Here is a 16,233-nt window from a genome sequence, read left to right as displayed (position 1 = left end):
CCTTCTTGCCACGGAGGATTCCAGTGAGCATCACCGAACCGTCGATCCGTCCCGAGTCCTCGCATGACGTACCCGTGAACGGCGCGGCGTCGCCGACCCAGAACTCGCGCACCGACGCCGCCCAGCGGTTCGTCGATGTCCGTGCGCTGACCGACACGTTGGCATCGAGGCTGTCACCCGAGGATCAAACGCCGCAGTCGATGACCGAGGCCAGTCCCGCGAAATGGCATCGGGCACATGTGACCTGGTTCTTCGAGGAGTTCATCCTCCGGCAGGATCCCGGATACCGGGTCTACGACGAGTCCTTCCGTTACCTGTTCAACAGCTACTACGAGGCTGTCGGAGAACGACATCCGCGCCCCGATCGAGGCCTGGTCACCAGGCCCGGAGTGCGCGACGTGACCCGCTACCGCGAACACGTCGACGCTGCCATGGTCGATCGGCTCGAGAGCGGGACTCTGGACGACGCGACCCTCGAGCTCGTCGAGCTGGGGTGCAATCACGAGCAGCAGCACCAGGAGCTTCTGCTCATGGACATCAAGCATCTGTTCTCCACGAACGTGTTCGCCCCGGTGTACATCGATCGCGAACCGGACGAACCGGGCACGTCGAAACCGCTGGGCTGGCGGCGATTCGACGGCGGCGTCCAGGAGGTCGGTGCTCTGGGCAACGGGTTCTCCTATGACAACGAGGGGCCCCGGCACCGCGTCTACCTGGAGGACTTCGAGATCGCCGACCGCGCCGTGACGAATGCGGACTGGCTGGAGTTCATGGCCGACGACGGCTACCGCCGTGCCGAGTTCTGGTTGTCCGACGGCTGGGCGAGGATCCGCGAGACCGGCTGGGACGCCCCGGGTTACTGGCGGAACGAGGCCGGGGCCGGGTCCACCGGCCGGGACGCGGAGTGGACCACCTACACGCTGTCCGGACGACGCCCGATCGTCCTCGACGAGCCCGTGCTGCATGTCTCGTTCTACGAGGCCGACGCGTACGCGCGATGGGCGGGCGCACGATTGCCCACCGAGTTCGAGTGGGAGATCGCCGCGGCGTCGCTGGGCGACGAACGCGGAATTCTCCTCGATCCGCAGCGGTGTCACCCCGGTCGCGCGGGTGCTGCAATGGTCGGCGACGTCTGGGAGTGGACCGCGAGCGCCTACCTCCCGTACCCGGGTTTCGTGCCGGCCAACGGAGCGGTGGGGGAGTACAACGGCAAGTTCATGTCCGATCAGCACGTGCTGCGCGGTGCCGGTGCGGTGACCCCGGTCGGCCACGAGCGGATCACCTACCGGAACTTCTTCCCGGCACAGTCGCGCTGGGTCTTCTCGGGGCTGCGACTCGCCCGATGACCCTCGACAGCGACGCGAGCGTCGATTCCGGGACCACCACCAGCGGTCTTGCCGCCGACGCATTGTCGGGCCTGTGGCAGAACCCGCCGACCCTGCCGACCAAGTGGCTCTACGACGAGCGGGGCAGCAAGCTGTTCGACGAGATCACGCGGCTGGACGAGTACTACCCGACGCGCCGCGAGACCGCCATCCTCCGTGCACGATCCGCGGAGATCGCGGCGACGACCGGGGCGGCGGTCATCGTCGAACTCGGATCGGGCACGTCGACGAAGACGCGCCTGTTGCTCGACGCGTTCGACGCCGCGATGGGCACCGATCGGCGCCTGACCTACGTTCCGGTCGATGTGAGCACCGAGATGCTCACCACCACTGCGGAAGTGCTCTCGGCCGACTATCCCGGGATCGACGTCGTGCCGGTCGTCGCCGATTTCACCGAACCGGATCTCGAGCTGCCCGCGGCGGATGGGCCTCGGCTCGCGGTGTTCCTCGGGGGCACCATCGGGAACTTCGTACCCGACGACCGCGCCGGGTTCTACCGACGGCTCGCGGCGTCACTCGCGCCCGGTGACTACTTCCTGCTCGGCACCGACCTCATCAAGGACACCGGGCGTCTGGTGGCCGCGTACGACGACCGGGCGGGTGTCACAGCGGATTTCAACCGCAACATGATCGAGGTGCTGCGCACCGGGCTCGATGCGCGCGGGCTCTACGTCGACGACTTCGAGCACATCGCGCGCTGGAATCCCGACGAGCACCGCATCGAGATGTGGTTGCGCGCCCGACGTGACGTCGATGCCTACTTCGGAGCGCTCGGCCGGTCATGGCGGGTGCCCGCGGGGACGGAGATCCACACCGAGATCAGCACCAAGTTCGAACCCGGTGCGCTGCAGAGCGAACTCGAGGCGTCCGGCCTGACCGTCGAGGCGACCTGGACCGACCCGGCCGGGGATTTTCAGCTCACCCTGACTCGGCGCTGAGCAGTTCCCGCACGCGCGGGATGACCTGCGTCCCGTACAACTCGATGCTCCGCATCAGTTCGGCATGGCCGAGTGTCCCGTGCGAGTACTTCAGATCGAAGCGGCTCACACCCAGTGCGCGGACGGTGGATGCGATCTTGCGCGCGACCGTCTCGGGTGACCCGACGTAGAGCGAGCCCCCCGGTCCGGTCGAGCGTTCGAACTCGATGTGCGTGGGCGGCGGCCACCCGCGCTCGCGGCCGATGCGACCGACGTATTCGCGGTAATGCGGCCACAACTCGTCGCGTGCCTGGGCGTCGGTCTCGGCGACATGGCCCGGCGAATGCACGCCGACGGGCAACGGGGACTTGTCCATCTCGCGCAGGGCGCGGTGGTAGAGGTCGACGTACGGCTGGAACCGAAGCGGGTCGCCGCCGATGATCGCGAGCATGAGGGGCAGCCCGTACGACGCGGCGCGCACCACCGATTCGGGGCTGCCGCCGACGGCGATCCAGGTCGGCAGGGGTGGGTTCTCGAGTTCGGGGTAGACCGCCTGCGCCTGCAGCGGTCCGCGCGTCGAACCCGACCACGACACGGGTCGGCCGGTGCGCAGTTCGGCGAACAGGGCGAGTTTGTCGCTGAACAACTCCTCGTAGTCGGAGAGGTCGAATCCGAACAGCGGGAACGACTCGGTGAACGATCCGCGACCGAGAATCACCTCCGCTCGTCCCGACGACAGGGCGTCGACCGTCGCGAATCGCTGGAAGACGCGGATCGGATCATCGGAGCTGAGCACGGTCACCGCCGAACCCAAGCGCATCCGGGTGGTGCGCGCCGCGATCGCGCCGAGCACGACCTCGGGTGCCGACACCGCGTAGTCGTCCCGGTGATGCTCACCGACACCGAGGAAGTCGACGCCCACCTCGTCGGCGAGTACGGCCTGCTCGAGCAGATCGCGGAGCGTCTGGGCGCCGGAACGCCGGGTGCCGTCGGCGTCGGCGGTGATGTCCCCGAACGTGTCGAGCCCGAGTTCGACGCCGGAGACCGCAGTGTGAGAGTTCATGTCGCCCTTCGCGGGTTGATGATCGAACGGGCGCGTGGTCGGAGGAGTCGCGCCCGCACTGTCCTCCCACACGATTTCACGGACATCTTTCCAGTTCGTCAAGGTGTCCGGCCCGGTGCTGTGCAATGCTCATATCGGTTCATGTGCTCGGCGAGAACACGCCGATTCTTCTAGACAAGGGAGACACTCCGATGTGGGATTCATTCTGGGACTTCATCTGGTACACGATCGTCATCTTCGCGTTCGTCGCCTATCTGATCGTCCTGTGGCACATCATCAGCGACCTGTTCCGGGACAAGGCCGCCTCGGGCTGGCAGAAGGCGGCGTGGGTGATCTTCCTGATCGTCTTCCCATACCTCACCGCCATCGTGTACCTGCTGGCCAAGGGCAAGGGGATGGCCGAGCGTCAGCGTGAGGCCTACAGCCAGGCGAAGCAGGCCTCCGACGAGTACATCAAGTCCGTCGCCGGTACCTCGCCGACCCAGCAGATCACCGAGGCCAAGTCGCTCCTCGATTCGGGAGCCATCACGCCTCAGGAGTACGAACACCTGAAGAACAAGGCTCTCAGCGGCGCTGCCTGACCGCCGGGGGCGGGAGTGATCGGATACCTGTGCAGGCGCATCGTCACGTGGGCCGCACTGGTGTTCGTCGCGACCAATCTGACCTACTTTCTCGCGACGTGGTTTCTCGATCCGCGGTCGAACTACGCTCTCCGGCGACCGCCGTTGCCGGAGAGCGTGGTCGACGCCTCGCTCGAGACCTACAACCTGAACGACAAGACACCTCTCGTGGAGAGATGGTGGAACTGGCTGTCCGGGATTCTGCTCCACTGGAACTGGGGCTCCACCCCCGTCGGTGAGAGCGTCAACTCCGAGATCGGTTTCCGGCTGGTCTCGTCCGTGCAACTCCTCGCAGCGGCCACCGTGCTCTCGACGATCGCAGGAATCGCCCTGGGCGTGTACACCGCCCTCCGGCAGTACAAGGTGTCCGACCGGGTGTGGCAGTTCATCTCGATCGCGGCCATCAACCTGCCGGTCCCCGTGGTGGGCCTCGGGATCGTGCTGGCCGCGATCTCACTCAATCAGGGTGTCGGACACACGGTCGTCTACGTCTCGGGCGCGTCGAGCATCGACATCGACGGCTTCTTCCCGGTGCTCTTCGACCGCCTCCAGCACCTCATCTTGCCGACCATCACGCTCGTGATCGTGCAGTACGCCGGCCTGCACCTGCTGCAGCGATCCCTGGTGCTCGACACCGTGAACGCCGATTACGTCCGGACCGCACGTGCCAAGGGGCTCACCCGCGGCGTCGCGGTCCGTCGGCATGCCCTGCGCACGGCCATCATCCCCGTCGCGGTGGGTGTCGCCTTCGCCATCCCGGCGGTGTTCACCGGCGCCGTACTCACCGAGACCATCTTCGGGTGGGAGGGCATGGGACGCTACTTCGTGACATCGATCAACACCAACGACGTCCACGGCGTCGTGGCGGTGGCCGCCTTCGGTGCCCTCGCGACGGCCGTCGGCGCCATTCTGGCGGACCTGGCAGTCGTCTATCTGGATCCGAGGGTGCGGGTGAACTGACATGACGATGCTGCCTCCTGAACCGCGCGGTCGGAGTTCGGGACACCAGGACGCCACCGTGCCGATCATGGGCGAGGCCGGGGGTCTGCTGGCCGAATCCGACGCCACGTCGGTGCCGGTGGCGCGGCGCCGGGCGGGGCGGACGAAGATCATCGCGACGCGCTACCGGCGAAACCGCTCCGCGATGCTCGGGCTGTTCATCTTCGGGTTGTTGGTGCTGTTCGCACTGTTCGGCGGGTTGCTCACGGCTTACTCCTACACCGACACCGACTTCCTCGCGATCGGGTTCCCGCCGACCTTCTCGGGATCCGAAGGCGCGCACTGGTTCGGCACGAACGACGCGGGCAACGACCTGTACGCCCAGGTGGTCCACGGGCTCCGGCGGTCGCTGACGATCGCGCTGTCGGTGGCGATCGGGACCACCGCGATCGCAGCTGTGCTGGGCGGGTCGGCCGCGTATTTCGGCGGATGGGTGCAGCGGATCGTCCTGGGTGCGGTCTACCTGCTGCTCGTCGTGCCGACGTTCCTGATCCTCGCGCTGGTCTCGAACAGCACCGGGGGCGACTGGCGCTGGTTGATCGTCGTGCTCATCGCGTTCGGATGGATGATGCCGGCCCGGGTCATCCATTCGCTCGCCACGACCGTGCGCGAACGCGACTACGTCACCGCCGCACACTATCTCGGGGTGTCGCCGGTGACGATCATCCGACGACACATTCTGCCCAACATCGCCTCGCTCCTCGTCGTCAACTTCGCGCTCGGCGTGGTGGCCACCGTCTTGGCCGAGACCGGTCTGTCCTTCCTCGGTTTCGGCGTCGAGATCCCCGACGTGACCCTGGGGTCGTTGCTGCAGGCCGGGGCGGGAACACTGGCCGCCTCCCCGTGGCTGTTCTGGTTTCCGGCAGGGGTGTTGTCATTGCTGACCGTGTCGATGGCGCTGATCGCCGACGGGTTGCGCGATGCCTTCGACCCGACCTCCCGGGCGTCGACCCGTCGACACCGTCCCACCGATGAGGCCGGGCGATGATCGGCGCGGTCGGCTCCGCCGTGCAGCCGGCGGTCATCGAGGTCCGCGATCTGCGGGTGGACTTCGACACCGAGGCCGGCGCATTGAACGCGGTCCGCGGCCTCGACCTCGAGCTCCGATCCGGTCGGACGACGGCGCTCGTGGGCGAATCGGGTTCGGGAAAGTCGGTGTCGGCGTTGGCCGTTCTCGGATTACTGCCCGATGCCGCGCGGGTCTCGGGTTCGGTGACCCTGCGCGGCCGGGAACTGGTGGGCCTGCCGGATCGGGATTTCTCGGCGATCCGGGGTTCGGAGATCGCCATGGTGTTCCAGGACCCGCTGTCATCGCTCACGCCAGTGTTCACCGTCGGCGCCCAGATCTCCGAGGCCCTGCGCGCTCACCGGCAGCTCTCCGGCAAGCAGGCGTGGGCACGAGCGGTCGAGTTACTCGATCTCGTGGGCATCCCGGATCCGGCGCGGCGTGCCCGGTCCTTTCCGCACGAATTGTCCGGCGGGATGAGGCAACGGGTGATGATCGCGATGGCCATCGCCAACGATCCCGCCGTGATCATCGCCGACGAACCGACCACCGCACTCGACGTCACGATCCAGGCGCAGATCCTCGAGGTCCTGCGCACCGCGCAGCGGGAGACCGGTGCCGCCATGCTGCTGATCACCCACGATCTGGGGGTGGTCGCCGGCACCGCCGACGACGTCGTGGTGATGTACGCCGGTCGGGCGGTCGAAACCGCCGATGTCGAACCGATATTCGTCCGTCCGCGGATGCCGTACACGATCGGTCTGCTGGGCGCGGTTCCGCGGGTCGACCGCCGAACCGACACGCTCACCCCGATCCCGGGTGCGCCACCGGCTCTCATCGACCTCGACGACGCCTGCCCGTTCGCACCGAGATGTCCACTCGCGGTCGACGACTGTCTGCGCGCCGAACCGGAACTGCGACCACTCGTGGGGGACGGCGACGGTGTCGAGGACGACACGGCTCCCGGGCACAGCGCCGCCTGCATCCGTGCCGACGAGATCGGAGCGGACGGGCGGCTCGGCGGAACCCCGGTGTTCGACGGACCGGTGTTCGACACGCCGGGGTTCGGTGCGCCGTCCCCTCGAGGCGACGAAGATCGTTCGTCAGCAACAGTTCTCGAGGTCGAACGGATGGTCAAGGTCTTTCCGCTCACCAGCGGCCTGCTTCGGCGCCCCGTCGGTTCGGTCCGCGCGGTCGACGACATCTCCTTCGATGTACGACGCGGTGAGTCGATGGCGATCGTCGGCGAATCGGGAAGCGGGAAGTCCACGACCCTGCTCGAGATCATGAACTTCGCCCAGCCGGCCGGCGTGATCCGCATCGGCGGCGTCGACCCGGCGTCGGTCCGCTCGCGTGCCGCACGAGCGCTGCGCCAGAAGGTGTCGATCGTCTTCCAGGACCCCTCGGACGCTCTCGACCCACGCTTCACCGCCTTCGACATCGTCGCCGAACCACTCCGTGCGCTCGGCCACCCGAAGGCCGAGACCGAGCGCGCCGTCACCGATCTCATGCTTCGGGTGGGCCTCGACCCCGTCCACGCCGACCGGTTCCCGGCCGCGTTCTCGGGCGGGCAGAAACAGCGACTGGCCATCGCCCGGGCCCTGGCCACCGATCCGGAACTGATCATCCTCGACGAACCGCTGTCCGCGCTGGACGTCTCCGTGCAGGCCGACATCGTCAACCTCATCCGGCGGTTGCAGTCCGACGGTGACGTCGCCTACCTCGTCGTCGCGCACGACCTGTCGGTGGTGCGCCAGCTGGCGGACCGGATCGCGGTGATGTATCTCGGGGCGATCGTCGAAGCGGGGCCGACCGAACGCGTCTTCACCCGGCCGTTGCACCCCTACACACGGGCCCTGCTGTCTGCGGTCCCGATCCCCGACCCGCGAATCGAACGCGAGCGTCGGCCGATCGTGCTGAGGGGCGAACAACCCAGTCCCACCGAGGACATCGTCGGGTGCAGCTTCGCCGCCCGCTGCCCGTTGCACCGGGACCTCGACGACGCGCGACGCGAACTCTGCCGCTCGGTCACCCCCCGATTGCGGACGACCGTGCAGGATCCGCACACCGATCACCGAGCGGCCTGCCACTTCGTGGAGCTCGACCCCGGCCCGGGGGGATCGACGTGAGACGGTTCTGGATCCTAGTGTCGGTGGTGGTGATCGCGGTCGGGTCCGTCGCGGGATGCGGTGCCGCGCTCGACACGTCAGCGGTGACCACCGAGGGCGCGTCGCTGAATCCGCAGCCGCGCGAGAACCTCCGCGACGGGGGCAGTCTCACGACCGCCATCACCGAGGTGTCCGCGCAGTGGAACACCTTCCACGCCGACGCTTCGGCCTACACTCTGGCGCTGTGGCGGTGGTACAACCCGAATCTGGCCTACTTCTCACCGGACGGCGAGTATTCGCCCAACCCCGACTACCTCACCGATGTCCGCGCCGAGACCGTCGACGGCGACACCGTGGTCACCTACACCATCAATCCGCGGGCGTTCTTCAACGACGGGACGCCCATCGACTATCGGGCCTTCGTCGAGACCTGGCGGACCAGTAGGGGAATCGACGACCGATACATCGTGAGTTCGACCGACGGGTACAGCCAGATCGGCTCGGTCACCCGGGGGATCGACGACCGGCAGGCGATCGTGCGGTTCGACGGCGTGTGTGCGTGGCCGGACGGTCTGTTCAATCTGGTGCTTCATCCGAAGGCGACTTCCCCGGACACCTACAACAAGGGATACGTCACGAACCCGCACCCCGAATGGGGAGCCGGGCCGTACACGATCGCGTCCTACGATCCGAACGCGGGAACGGTTGTGTTCGAGCGCAATCCGAAATGGTGGGGCAAGCCGGGCAAACTCGACCGGCGGGTGTTCCGGCAGCTCGAGTCGCAGGCTGCACTCAACGCCTTCCAGAACGGTGAGATCGACGTCGCCGGAGTGGCGGCGAAGGATGCCCGTGCCCGCGTGCTGACCATGAACGGGATCGACATCCGGACGGCCGCCTCGCCTCAGCAGGCCCTGCTCGCGCTCAACCTGGACGCCCCGATCCTCGCCGATCGGGCCGTGCGCGAGGCGGTGATGACGGCGATCGACCGAGAAACACTGGCGCGCATCCGATTCACCGGTCTCAACTACACCGAGGAACTTCCCGGATCGCTGTCGCTGTATCCGTTCCAACCCGGCTATCGGGACAACCTGGCCGGTGTGGTCTCCTACGACCCGGATCGCGCCTCGGGTCTGCTCGACCAGGCGGGGTGGCGCATCGGAGACGACGGCATCCGGACCAGGGACGGGACGCGGCTGTCACTGACCCTGCCGAATGTCGGCGACGACACCACCAGCGCCAACCTGTCACGCGCCCTGCAGGCGATCCTGGGCAAGGTCGGCATCGACCTCGTCGTGACCCAACGACCGTCAGCGGACTTCTCGAAGGTCGTGGTGAACAAGGAGTTCGACCTGTTCATGATGGGCTTCTCCTCGAGCGATCCGTTCGGGATGGCCTACTTCTGTCAGGTCTGGTGCAGCGACTCGCAATTCAACCCCGCGGGCGCGGGGACACCCGAGCTGGATGCGCAGATCGAGGCCATGTCGCAGATCGGTGACCCGACAGCACAGATAGCCGCCGGGAACCGGGTCGAACACGAGGCGTTCCAGCAGTTCTCGAACCTGCCACTGTTCAACGGTCCCGCCATGGTGGCGGTGAAGGAAGGGCTGGCGAACTACGGGGCGGGTCAGTTCTACATCGGCCCGATCGAGGACATCGGCTGGGAGAAATGACGGGGAGCGACCGGACGGTCGGCTAGTCCGCGGGCCCCGCGCTCAGTCGCCACAACGGATTGACCGGGCCGTGGCCGGCACCCAGCGGATAGGCGGCGGCCAGGCAGCGCGTGACCCAACCCTTTCCGAAACCGACCGCCTCGGGGACCGGGTAGCCGTGTGCGAGGGCGCTCGCGATCGCCGCGGCGAGGGTGTCGCCCGCGCCGTGATCATGCGGGGTGTCGATCCGCTCATGACTGAGTTCGATGAACTGGTCACCGTCGTAGAGCAGGTCCGGGGACCGATCCGACGTCCGCAGGTGCCCGCCCTTGACCAGGGCCCACCGCGGCCCGAGATCGAGCAGTGCTCTGGCGGCATCGCGCTGCGAATCGGCGTCGGTGACCTCGATGCCGGTGATCAAGCGGACCTCGTCCAGATTGGGTGTCACGACCGTGGCGAGGGGGAACAGCTTGTGACGCAACGTGTCGAGCGCGGAGTCGGCGAGCAGCTGGTTTCCGTGCATCGATGCGCACACCGGGTCGACCACCAGCGGGACGGATGCATCGCGGCCGATGCCGCTCGCGCCGCACTGCTCGACGATGGCCTCGATGATCGGTGCCGACGCGAGCATGCCGGTCTTCGCCGCGGCGACACCGATGTCACCGGCGACGGAGTCGATCTGCGCCGCCACGGTCTGCGGTGAGATCTCTTCGAAACCGCGGACACCCAGCGAGTTCTGGACGGTCACCGCAGTCACCGCGACACACCCGTGCACCCCGAGCAGGGCGAAGGTGCGCATGTCGGCCTGGATTCCCGCACCACCACCCGAATCCGATCCGGCGATGGTCAGGACCCGAACGGGAGCAGAACCGGGCTGCGCAACAGGGAGTTCCACGAAGCCTTCCTTGTCGACCGTGCGTCGATCTCCGTCGACTGTGCGTTGTTTCGCGTTGACTGTGCGCATCACTCGCCACCAACCGTCTCGAGCGGCAGGTACACGCGGTTCCCGGCCTCGGTGAACTCCGCCGACTTCGCGGCCATGCCCTCCGCGATCGTGCGGTCGATGTCCTCGGCGGTGACGAGACCGTGTTCCTCGGCATAGGCGCGGACATCTGCCGAGATCCGCATCGAGCAGAACTTGGGCCCACACATCGAACAGAAGTGGGCGGTCTTGGCAGGCTCGGCGGGCAGTGTCTCGTCGTGGTACGCGCGAGCGGTGTCCGGATCGAGCGCGAGGTTGAACTGGTCGGTCCATCGGAACTCGAAGCGCGCCTTGCTGAGTGCGTCGTCGCGTTCCTGGGCTCGCGGATGGCCCTTGGCGAGGTCGGCGGAGTGCGCGGCGATCTTGTAGGTGATCACGCCGACCTTGACATCGTCGCGGTCCGGAAGTCCCAGGTGCTCCTTCGGAGTCACGTAGCAGAGCATCGCGGTGCCGGCCTGGGCGATCATCGCTGCCCCGATGGCCGAGGTGATGTGGTCGTACGCGGGTGCGATGTCGGTGGCGAGGGGGCCGAGGGTGTAGAACGGTGCCTCCTCGCACAGCTCCTCTTCCAAGCGCACGTTCTCCGCGATCTTGTGCATGGGGACGTGCCCCGGTCCCTCGATCATGACCTGCACGCCATGCGATTTGGCGATCGTGGTCAGTTCGCCGAGGGTGCGGAGCTCGGCGAACTGTGCCTCGTCGTCGGCGTCGGCGATCGACCCCGGGCGCAGACCGTCGCCGAGGGAGAATGTGATGTCGTAGCGCCGGAAGATCTCGCACAGCTCGTCGAAATGCGTGTACAGGAACGACTCCCGGTGATGTGCGAGACACCACGCGGCCATGATGGAACCGCCGCGCGAGACGATGCCGGTGACGCGCTTCGCGGTCAGCGGCACGTACCGCAGCAGGACGCCGGCGTGGACGGTCATGTAGTCGACGCCTTGTTCGGCCTGCTCGATGACGGTGTCGCGGTACAGCTCCCACGTCAGTGAGGCGGGGTCGCCGTTGACCTTCTCGAGTGCCTGGTAGATGGGAACGGTGCCGACCGGGACCGGCGAGTTGCGCATGATCCATTCCCGCGTGGTGTGGATGTCTGCGCCGGTCGACAGATCCATGATGGTGTCGGCGCCCCATCTGGTGGCCCACACCATCTTCTCGACCTCGTCGGAGATGGAGCTCCGGACCGCCGAATTACCGATGTTCGCATTGACTTTCACCGCGAAGCGCTTTCCGATGATCATCGGCTCGGACTCGGGGTGGCGGTGGTTCGCCGGGATCACCGCGCGCCCGATCGCGACCTCGGAGCGGACCAGTTCGACGTCGACACCCTCCCGGGCGGCGATGAACCGCATCTCGGCGGTGACGATCCCGGCTCGCGCCCAGGCGAGCTGGGTGCTCGCGCCGTCGATCGGGTCGGGCCTCTGCCAGCTGTCGCGAATGGGTGCGAGGCCCTTCTCGACATCGATGTGTGCCGCGTCGTCGGTGTACGGCCCCGAGGTGTCGTAGACGTCGAGATGCTCACCATTGGTGAGGTGGATGCGGCGCTGCGGCACGCGCAGATCGTCGACCGAGAGGTGGTGTTTGACGCTGCCCTCGATGGGACCGAGGGTCAGGAACCCGGAATCGGCGGGCGCGCTGCTGTTGTGTGCGGCGGATACAGATGTACCCATGGCTCATCTCCCTACGCCGGCATTACCCGGACAGGTTCGAGCGGTCGGCGACCGCCCGTCGCCATCTCAGCCCTCGGTCATCGTGAGAGCCCCCGCGGTGTGTAGTTGTCGTGCGTCCGCAACCCTACATCGCCCGACGGGACGGGCGGGCAGGGTGCGGCGAACCGTATCGATATGCGACAACCGAGCCATGGGGTCGGCAGTTACGGTTCCGTAAGGTACCGTGTGACCCGGATCACAGGCGGGTGTCATGTCGAGTCAGGGCGGCGCGCGCCGGTGGTCCGATGTCCGTGATCACGAGGTGAGGAGGGTCGGGTGCTCCGCAAGCATCGTCAGCGACCACCACAGTCGGCGAAGTCGATTCTGCAACAGATCTCGCAGGTGGTACACAACCCCGACCGCGACCGATTCGAACTCTGGGTGGCCGGCGATCTGGTCGGCGTTCTCGGCTACACGACCGAGACGGCCGACGGTCAGACGACCATCACCGTGCTGCACACCGTGCTCTACGACGAGTACAGCGGACACGGTCTCGCCACCCGGCTCACCCGCACCGTCGTGCACTACACCCGCGAACAGGGCGCCCGGCTGCGTCCGGTGTGCACGTTCACCAAGCGCTACCTCGACAGCCATCCCGGGATCGTCACCCTCGCTCCGGTGTGAGGGGTGCGCCGGCTCAGTCGGCGAGCAGGGTCTCGCGCAGCACCTTCTTGTCGATCTTGCCGACCGCGGTCACCGGGAGGGTGGTCACGATCCGCACCGCGTCGGGCAGTTTGAACGAGGCGAGTCCGCGCTCGGCGAGGAACGTGCGGATGGTCGCGAGCTCCAGCGGCTGGGCCGGGGGGTGCTCGTGCGAGAGCACCACGGCGGCGCAGATCTTCTCCCCGAGTGCGTCGTCGGGTAGGCCGACCACCGCCACCTGTCGGACCGAGTCGTGGGCGAGGAGGTTCTCCTCGACGTCGTCGGCAGCGACGTTCTCGCCGGCTCGGACGATGGTGTCCTTGATGCGGCCGGTCACCGCGAGTTGGCCCGACGGCAGCCTCGTCACCTTGTCGCCGGAGCGATAGAAACCGTCCGGCGTGAAGGACTTCTCGTTGTGGGCTGCGGCCCGGTAGTAACCGCGGATCGTGTACGGCCCACGCACCAGGAGTTCACCTTCCGTGCCATCGGGGACGTCGTCGCCGTCCTCGTCGACCACGCGCACCTCGTCGAGCTCCGACATCGGCGAACCCTGCACCTGGTGAACAAGCTCGCGCGGTTCATCGAGACGGGTGTAGCAGATCAGACCCTCGGCCATCCCGAACACCTGCTGCGCGACGGGGCCGAGTGCGGCGTCGAGGGCGACGGCGTCGGGCTGGGCCAACTTGGCGCCGCCGACCTGCAGCAGGCGCAGCGAGCTGATGTCGGCGGGTTCCCACTCGGTCGCCGCGCACCAGAGTTGCGCGAGGGCGGGGACGAGCGAGGTCACCGTGATGCGGTGTCGCTCGATCAGGTCGAAGGTGTTGTCCGGGCTGGGGTTGTCGGCGAAGACGATCTGCCCGCCGACGCCGACCACGCCGAGGATGCCCGGGCAGCTCAACGGGAAGTTGTGTGCTGCGGGCAGCGCGACGAGGTAGGTGTCGTCGGCGGTGAGGCCGGCGATGCCCGCCGACAGCCGCGCGTTGAGGTCGTAGTCGTCGTGCGTGCGGGCGATCAGTTTCGGCAGGCCGGTGGTTCCCCCCGAGACCAGGAACAGCGCAGGCAGACCGGGGTCGGGGCCGTCGGGGAGCGCGGTCGCGGCGGGGTCGGCGTCGGGCAGCGCCGCGAACCGGCCGGGATCGCCGGAGATGAAGACCTGCGCGATGTCGGGCACCCGCGACTGCAGTTCGGCCGCGAGGTCGCGGAAGTCGAACCCCCGGCGGCCGTCCTCGCCGATGTAGGCGACCGCGCCCGAGCCGGTCGCGAGATGGGCGATCTCGGTGATCCGGTGCGCCGGCAGTGTCATCACCGGCACGACACCCGCGCGAAGGAGGCCGAACAGGGTCACGGCGAAGTCGAGGGAGTTGTTGAGCTGCAGGACGACCCGTTGGGCGGGCCGCAGACCGGCGTCGACGAAACCGGCGGCCCGGCGCAGGGTGGCGGCGCGGAACTCGGCGTAGGTGAGCGTTCGCGGACCGTCGGTGGATGCGTCGGTCACCGCGGGCGCATCGGGGGAGCGCTCGGCCGCGACGTCGAGGGCCGCGAACAGCGGGCGGCCGAGGAACACACCCGCGTCCCGGTATCGCTGGGCCTGTGCATCGGTGTGGGGTGAGAAACCGTCGAGCAGATCGGTCACGTGGTCGAGGTGCGTCGGCATGAGTTCATTCAAACACAGCCAGGATAGGGTAACCTTACCGGTCGATGCGGGACGGTGGGCCCGCTCTCGACCGTGGGGGGTTGTTTGATTAGGCTGCCCTAAGCTTCCCTATGATCATCGGTGCTCGAGTGCATCACGACCGGAGGAACGAAGGACATGTCGCTGACAACCGAATCGCACGCCGCGCAGTTCGTCGACCTGCTCGCGCCCGCCTCGCCGCTGGGTGAGTCCGATGCTGCGCGGATCACGGCCGCCTGGGCGGGTTCCGGCGAGTTCGGCGATCATGTCGTCTACGAGCGCGACCGGCGATGGACCTTCGCGGCCGGGGTGCGTGCTCGTGTGGTCGTGACGCGGAGCGAGGTCATCGTCGACGATCAGGGTGACCGGACGACGACGCCGTGGCGCGGCGACCCCGCCGACGCGCTCGCTGCCGCGACCGCTTCGTTGTCGATCCCGGACTGGCGCGTCTACGGCTGGGTCGGCTTCGACTTCTGCGCGCCCTATCACGGCATCCTCGACCGCGTCCCGGAGGACACCGTCCTGGCGCACCTCATCGTCCCCGAGTTCGAGGTGACCGTCGATGCCGAGGGCGTCGACACCGGCGCCGTCGACGCCGATCGCGCCCGTCGTCTTCTCGAGATCGCCTCGCAGGCAACTGTTTCGGCAGAGTCGCGACCGGTGGATGTCCAGGCGGACCCCGACGACTACCGGGGGCGGGTGGCGACTGCGGTCGCCGAGATCGAAGCCGGCCGGTATCAGAAGGTGATCCTCTCCCGCGCCGTCGACATCCCGTTCGACGTGGACATCCCCGCAACCTACGCGCGCGGCCGGGCCGACAACAATCCCGCCCGCAGCTATCTGCTCTCGCTCGGCGACCTCCAGGCCGCCGGATTCAGCCCCGAGCTCGTCGTCGCGGTGCATGACGACCGGACGGTGGTCACCGAACCGCTTGCCGGGACAAGGGCTTTCGGCATCTCGGCGGATCAGGACGCGGCGGCGCGCGCCGACCTCCTCTCCGATGCGAAGGAGATCGCCGAGCACGCCATGTCGGTGCGGGCGTGCTTCGACGAGATCTCGTCCATCGCAGCGGACGACACCACCGCGGTGAGCGAGTTCATGGAGGTCCGCGAACGAGGCAGCGTCCAGCACCTGGCCTCGACCGTCCGCGGCACCCTCGCTGCTCACGAATCACCCTGGCGTGCACTCGAAGTCGTCTTCCCGTCGATCACCGCGTCGGGGATCCCCAAGACCCCGGCGGTGGAGGCGATCGATCGCCTCGAGCCGCGGCGTCGTGGCCTGTACTCCGGCGCCATCCTCACCGCGGCATCGACGGGCGAACTCGAGGCCACCCTTGCGCTGCGCACCATCTTCTCCTCCGGAGACGGCGCGTGGCTGCGTGCCGGCGCCGGGATCGTCGCGCAGTCCACGCCGGAGCGCGAGTTCACCGAGACCTGCGAAAAACTCGGCAGCGTCGCCCCGTACGTGGTCCCGCGCTGATC

Annotated in this window: 13 protein-coding genes and 1 riboswitch; of the genes, 9 read left to right on the top strand and 4 right to left on the bottom strand. The window is 67.6% G+C overall.

Translation table 11 applies throughout. The features are described from left to right. Nucleotides 1-23 precede the first annotated feature (23 nt). Both egtB and egtD read left to right on the top strand, forming a co-directional pair. Nucleotides 24-1,346, top strand: coding sequence for an ergothioneine biosynthesis protein EgtB (gene egtB, locus MHN80_RS11845; RefSeq protein WP_374206347.1), 1,323 nt, complete (start codon nt 24-26; stop codon nt 1,344-1,346). After that, complete coding sequence (gene egtD / locus MHN80_RS11840; protein WP_239401858.1) at nt 1,343-2,323, top strand: L-histidine N(alpha)-methyltransferase; 981 nt, start codon at nt 1,343-1,345, stop codon at nt 2,321-2,323. The genes egtB and egtD overlap by 4 nt, the downstream gene beginning before the upstream one ends. Here the strand turns inward: egtD and MHN80_RS11835 are convergent. After that, nucleotides 2,304-3,365: an LLM class flavin-dependent oxidoreductase gene (locus MHN80_RS11835; protein WP_239401856.1), complete on the bottom strand. Its 1,062-nt coding sequence runs from the start codon at nt 3,363-3,365 to the stop codon at nt 2,304-2,306. The genes egtD and MHN80_RS11835 overlap by 20 nt on opposite strands. A 191-nt stretch (nt 3,366-3,556) precedes the next feature. Between MHN80_RS11835 and MHN80_RS11830 the strand changes: the two genes are divergently transcribed. The 5 genes from MHN80_RS11830 to MHN80_RS11810 are packed head-to-tail and all read left to right on the top strand — an operon-like array spanning nt 3,557 to nt 9,768. Further along, entirely contained in the window at nt 3,557-3,946 is a 390-nt protein-coding gene (locus tag MHN80_RS11830) for an SHOCT domain-containing protein (protein ID WP_004019720.1), read from the top strand. Between the two features lie 15 nt (nt 3,947-3,961). Next, on the top strand, nt 3,962-4,945 hold the full coding sequence (locus MHN80_RS11825; RefSeq protein WP_101820959.1) for an ABC transporter permease: 984 nt from the start codon (nt 3,962-3,964) through the stop codon (nt 4,943-4,945). 1 nt (nt 4,946) lies between these two features. After that, on the top strand, nt 4,947-5,972 hold the full coding sequence (locus tag MHN80_RS11820; protein ID WP_239401854.1) for an ABC transporter permease: 1,026 nt from the start codon (nt 4,947-4,949) through the stop codon (nt 5,970-5,972). Continuing rightward, entirely contained in the window at nt 5,969-8,119 is a 2,151-nt protein-coding gene (locus MHN80_RS11815; RefSeq protein ID WP_239401852.1) for an ABC transporter ATP-binding protein, read from the top strand. Before MHN80_RS11820 ends, MHN80_RS11815 begins: the two co-directional genes overlap by 4 nt. Continuing rightward, nucleotides 8,116-9,768, top strand: a complete 1,653-nt coding sequence (locus MHN80_RS11810; RefSeq protein WP_239401850.1) for an ABC transporter family substrate-binding protein — start codon at nt 8,116-8,118, stop codon at nt 9,766-9,768. The genes MHN80_RS11815 and MHN80_RS11810 overlap by 4 nt, the downstream gene beginning before the upstream one ends. A 22-nt stretch (nt 9,769-9,790) precedes the next feature. Here the strand turns inward: MHN80_RS11810 and thiD are convergent, their stop codons facing one another. After that, complete coding sequence (thiD, locus tag MHN80_RS11805) at nt 9,791-10,711, bottom strand: bifunctional hydroxymethylpyrimidine kinase/phosphomethylpyrimidine kinase (protein ID WP_239401848.1); 921 nt, start codon at nt 10,709-10,711, stop codon at nt 9,791-9,793. Further along, entirely contained in the window at nt 10,711-12,399 is a 1,689-nt protein-coding gene (gene thiC, locus MHN80_RS11800) for a phosphomethylpyrimidine synthase ThiC (protein WP_239401846.1), read from the bottom strand. The genes thiD and thiC overlap by 1 nt, the downstream gene beginning before the upstream one ends. After that, a riboswitch (TPP riboswitch) is annotated at nt 12,391-12,505 on the bottom strand. Its footprint overlaps the gene before it by 9 nt. 209 nt (nt 12,506-12,714) lie before the next feature. Here thiC and MHN80_RS11795 point away from each other — a divergent pair. Then, nucleotides 12,715-13,062 (top strand): GNAT family N-acetyltransferase, encoded by a 348-nt coding sequence (locus MHN80_RS11795; protein WP_004019726.1) that lies wholly within the window; start codon nt 12,715-12,717, stop codon nt 13,060-13,062. 13 nt (nt 13,063-13,075) lie between these two features. On the opposite strand, the gene MHN80_RS11790 is transcribed toward MHN80_RS11795, so the two are convergent. Continuing rightward, a complete protein-coding gene (locus MHN80_RS11790; RefSeq protein ID WP_239401844.1) occupies nt 13,076-14,734 on the bottom strand; it encodes a (2,3-dihydroxybenzoyl)adenylate synthase in 1,659 nt (552 codons plus the stop codon). A gap of 156 nt (nt 14,735-14,890) precedes the next feature. Here MHN80_RS11790 and MHN80_RS11785 point away from each other — a divergent pair, with 156 nt between their 5' ends. Further along, on the top strand, nt 14,891-16,231 hold the full coding sequence (locus MHN80_RS11785; RefSeq protein ID WP_004019728.1) for a salicylate synthase: 1,341 nt from the start codon (nt 14,891-14,893) through the stop codon (nt 16,229-16,231). Nucleotides 16,232-16,233: the final 2 nt, after the last annotated feature.

Source organism: Gordonia sp. McavH-238-E, assembly GCF_022348225.1.
Lineage (GTDB): Bacteria > Actinomycetota > Actinomycetes > Mycobacteriales > Mycobacteriaceae > Gordonia > Gordonia terrae.
The sequence above is the reverse complement of the archived record's forward strand: the minus strand, read 5'-3'. Positions and strand labels throughout refer to the sequence as shown.

Coding starts and splice junctions, on each gene's coding strand:
- MHN80_RS11835 (WP_239401856.1), bottom strand. CDS start 3,365: ATGAACTCTCACACTGCGGTCTCCGGCGTCGAACTCGGGCTCGACACG.
- thiD (WP_239401848.1), bottom strand. CDS start 10,711: ATGCGCACAGTCAACGCGAAACAACGCACAGTCGACGGAGATCGACGC.
- MHN80_RS11830 (WP_004019720.1), top strand. CDS start 3,557: ATGTGGGATTCATTCTGGGACTTCATCTGGTACACGATCGTCATCTTC.
- MHN80_RS11820 (WP_239401854.1), top strand. CDS start 4,947: ATGACGATGCTGCCTCCTGAACCGCGCGGTCGGAGTTCGGGACACCAG.
- MHN80_RS11815 (WP_239401852.1), top strand. CDS start 5,969: ATGATCGGCGCGGTCGGCTCCGCCGTGCAGCCGGCGGTCATCGAGGTC.
- MHN80_RS11785 (WP_004019728.1), top strand. CDS start 14,891: ATGTCGCTGACAACCGAATCGCACGCCGCGCAGTTCGTCGACCTGCTC.
- thiC (WP_239401846.1), bottom strand. CDS start 12,399: ATGGGTACATCTGTATCCGCCGCACACAACAGCAGCGCGCCCGCCGAT.
- MHN80_RS11790 (WP_239401844.1), bottom strand. CDS start 14,734: ATGCCGACGCACCTCGACCACGTGACCGATCTGCTCGACGGTTTCTCA.
- egtD (WP_239401858.1), top strand. CDS start 1,343: ATGACCCTCGACAGCGACGCGAGCGTCGATTCCGGGACCACCACCAGC.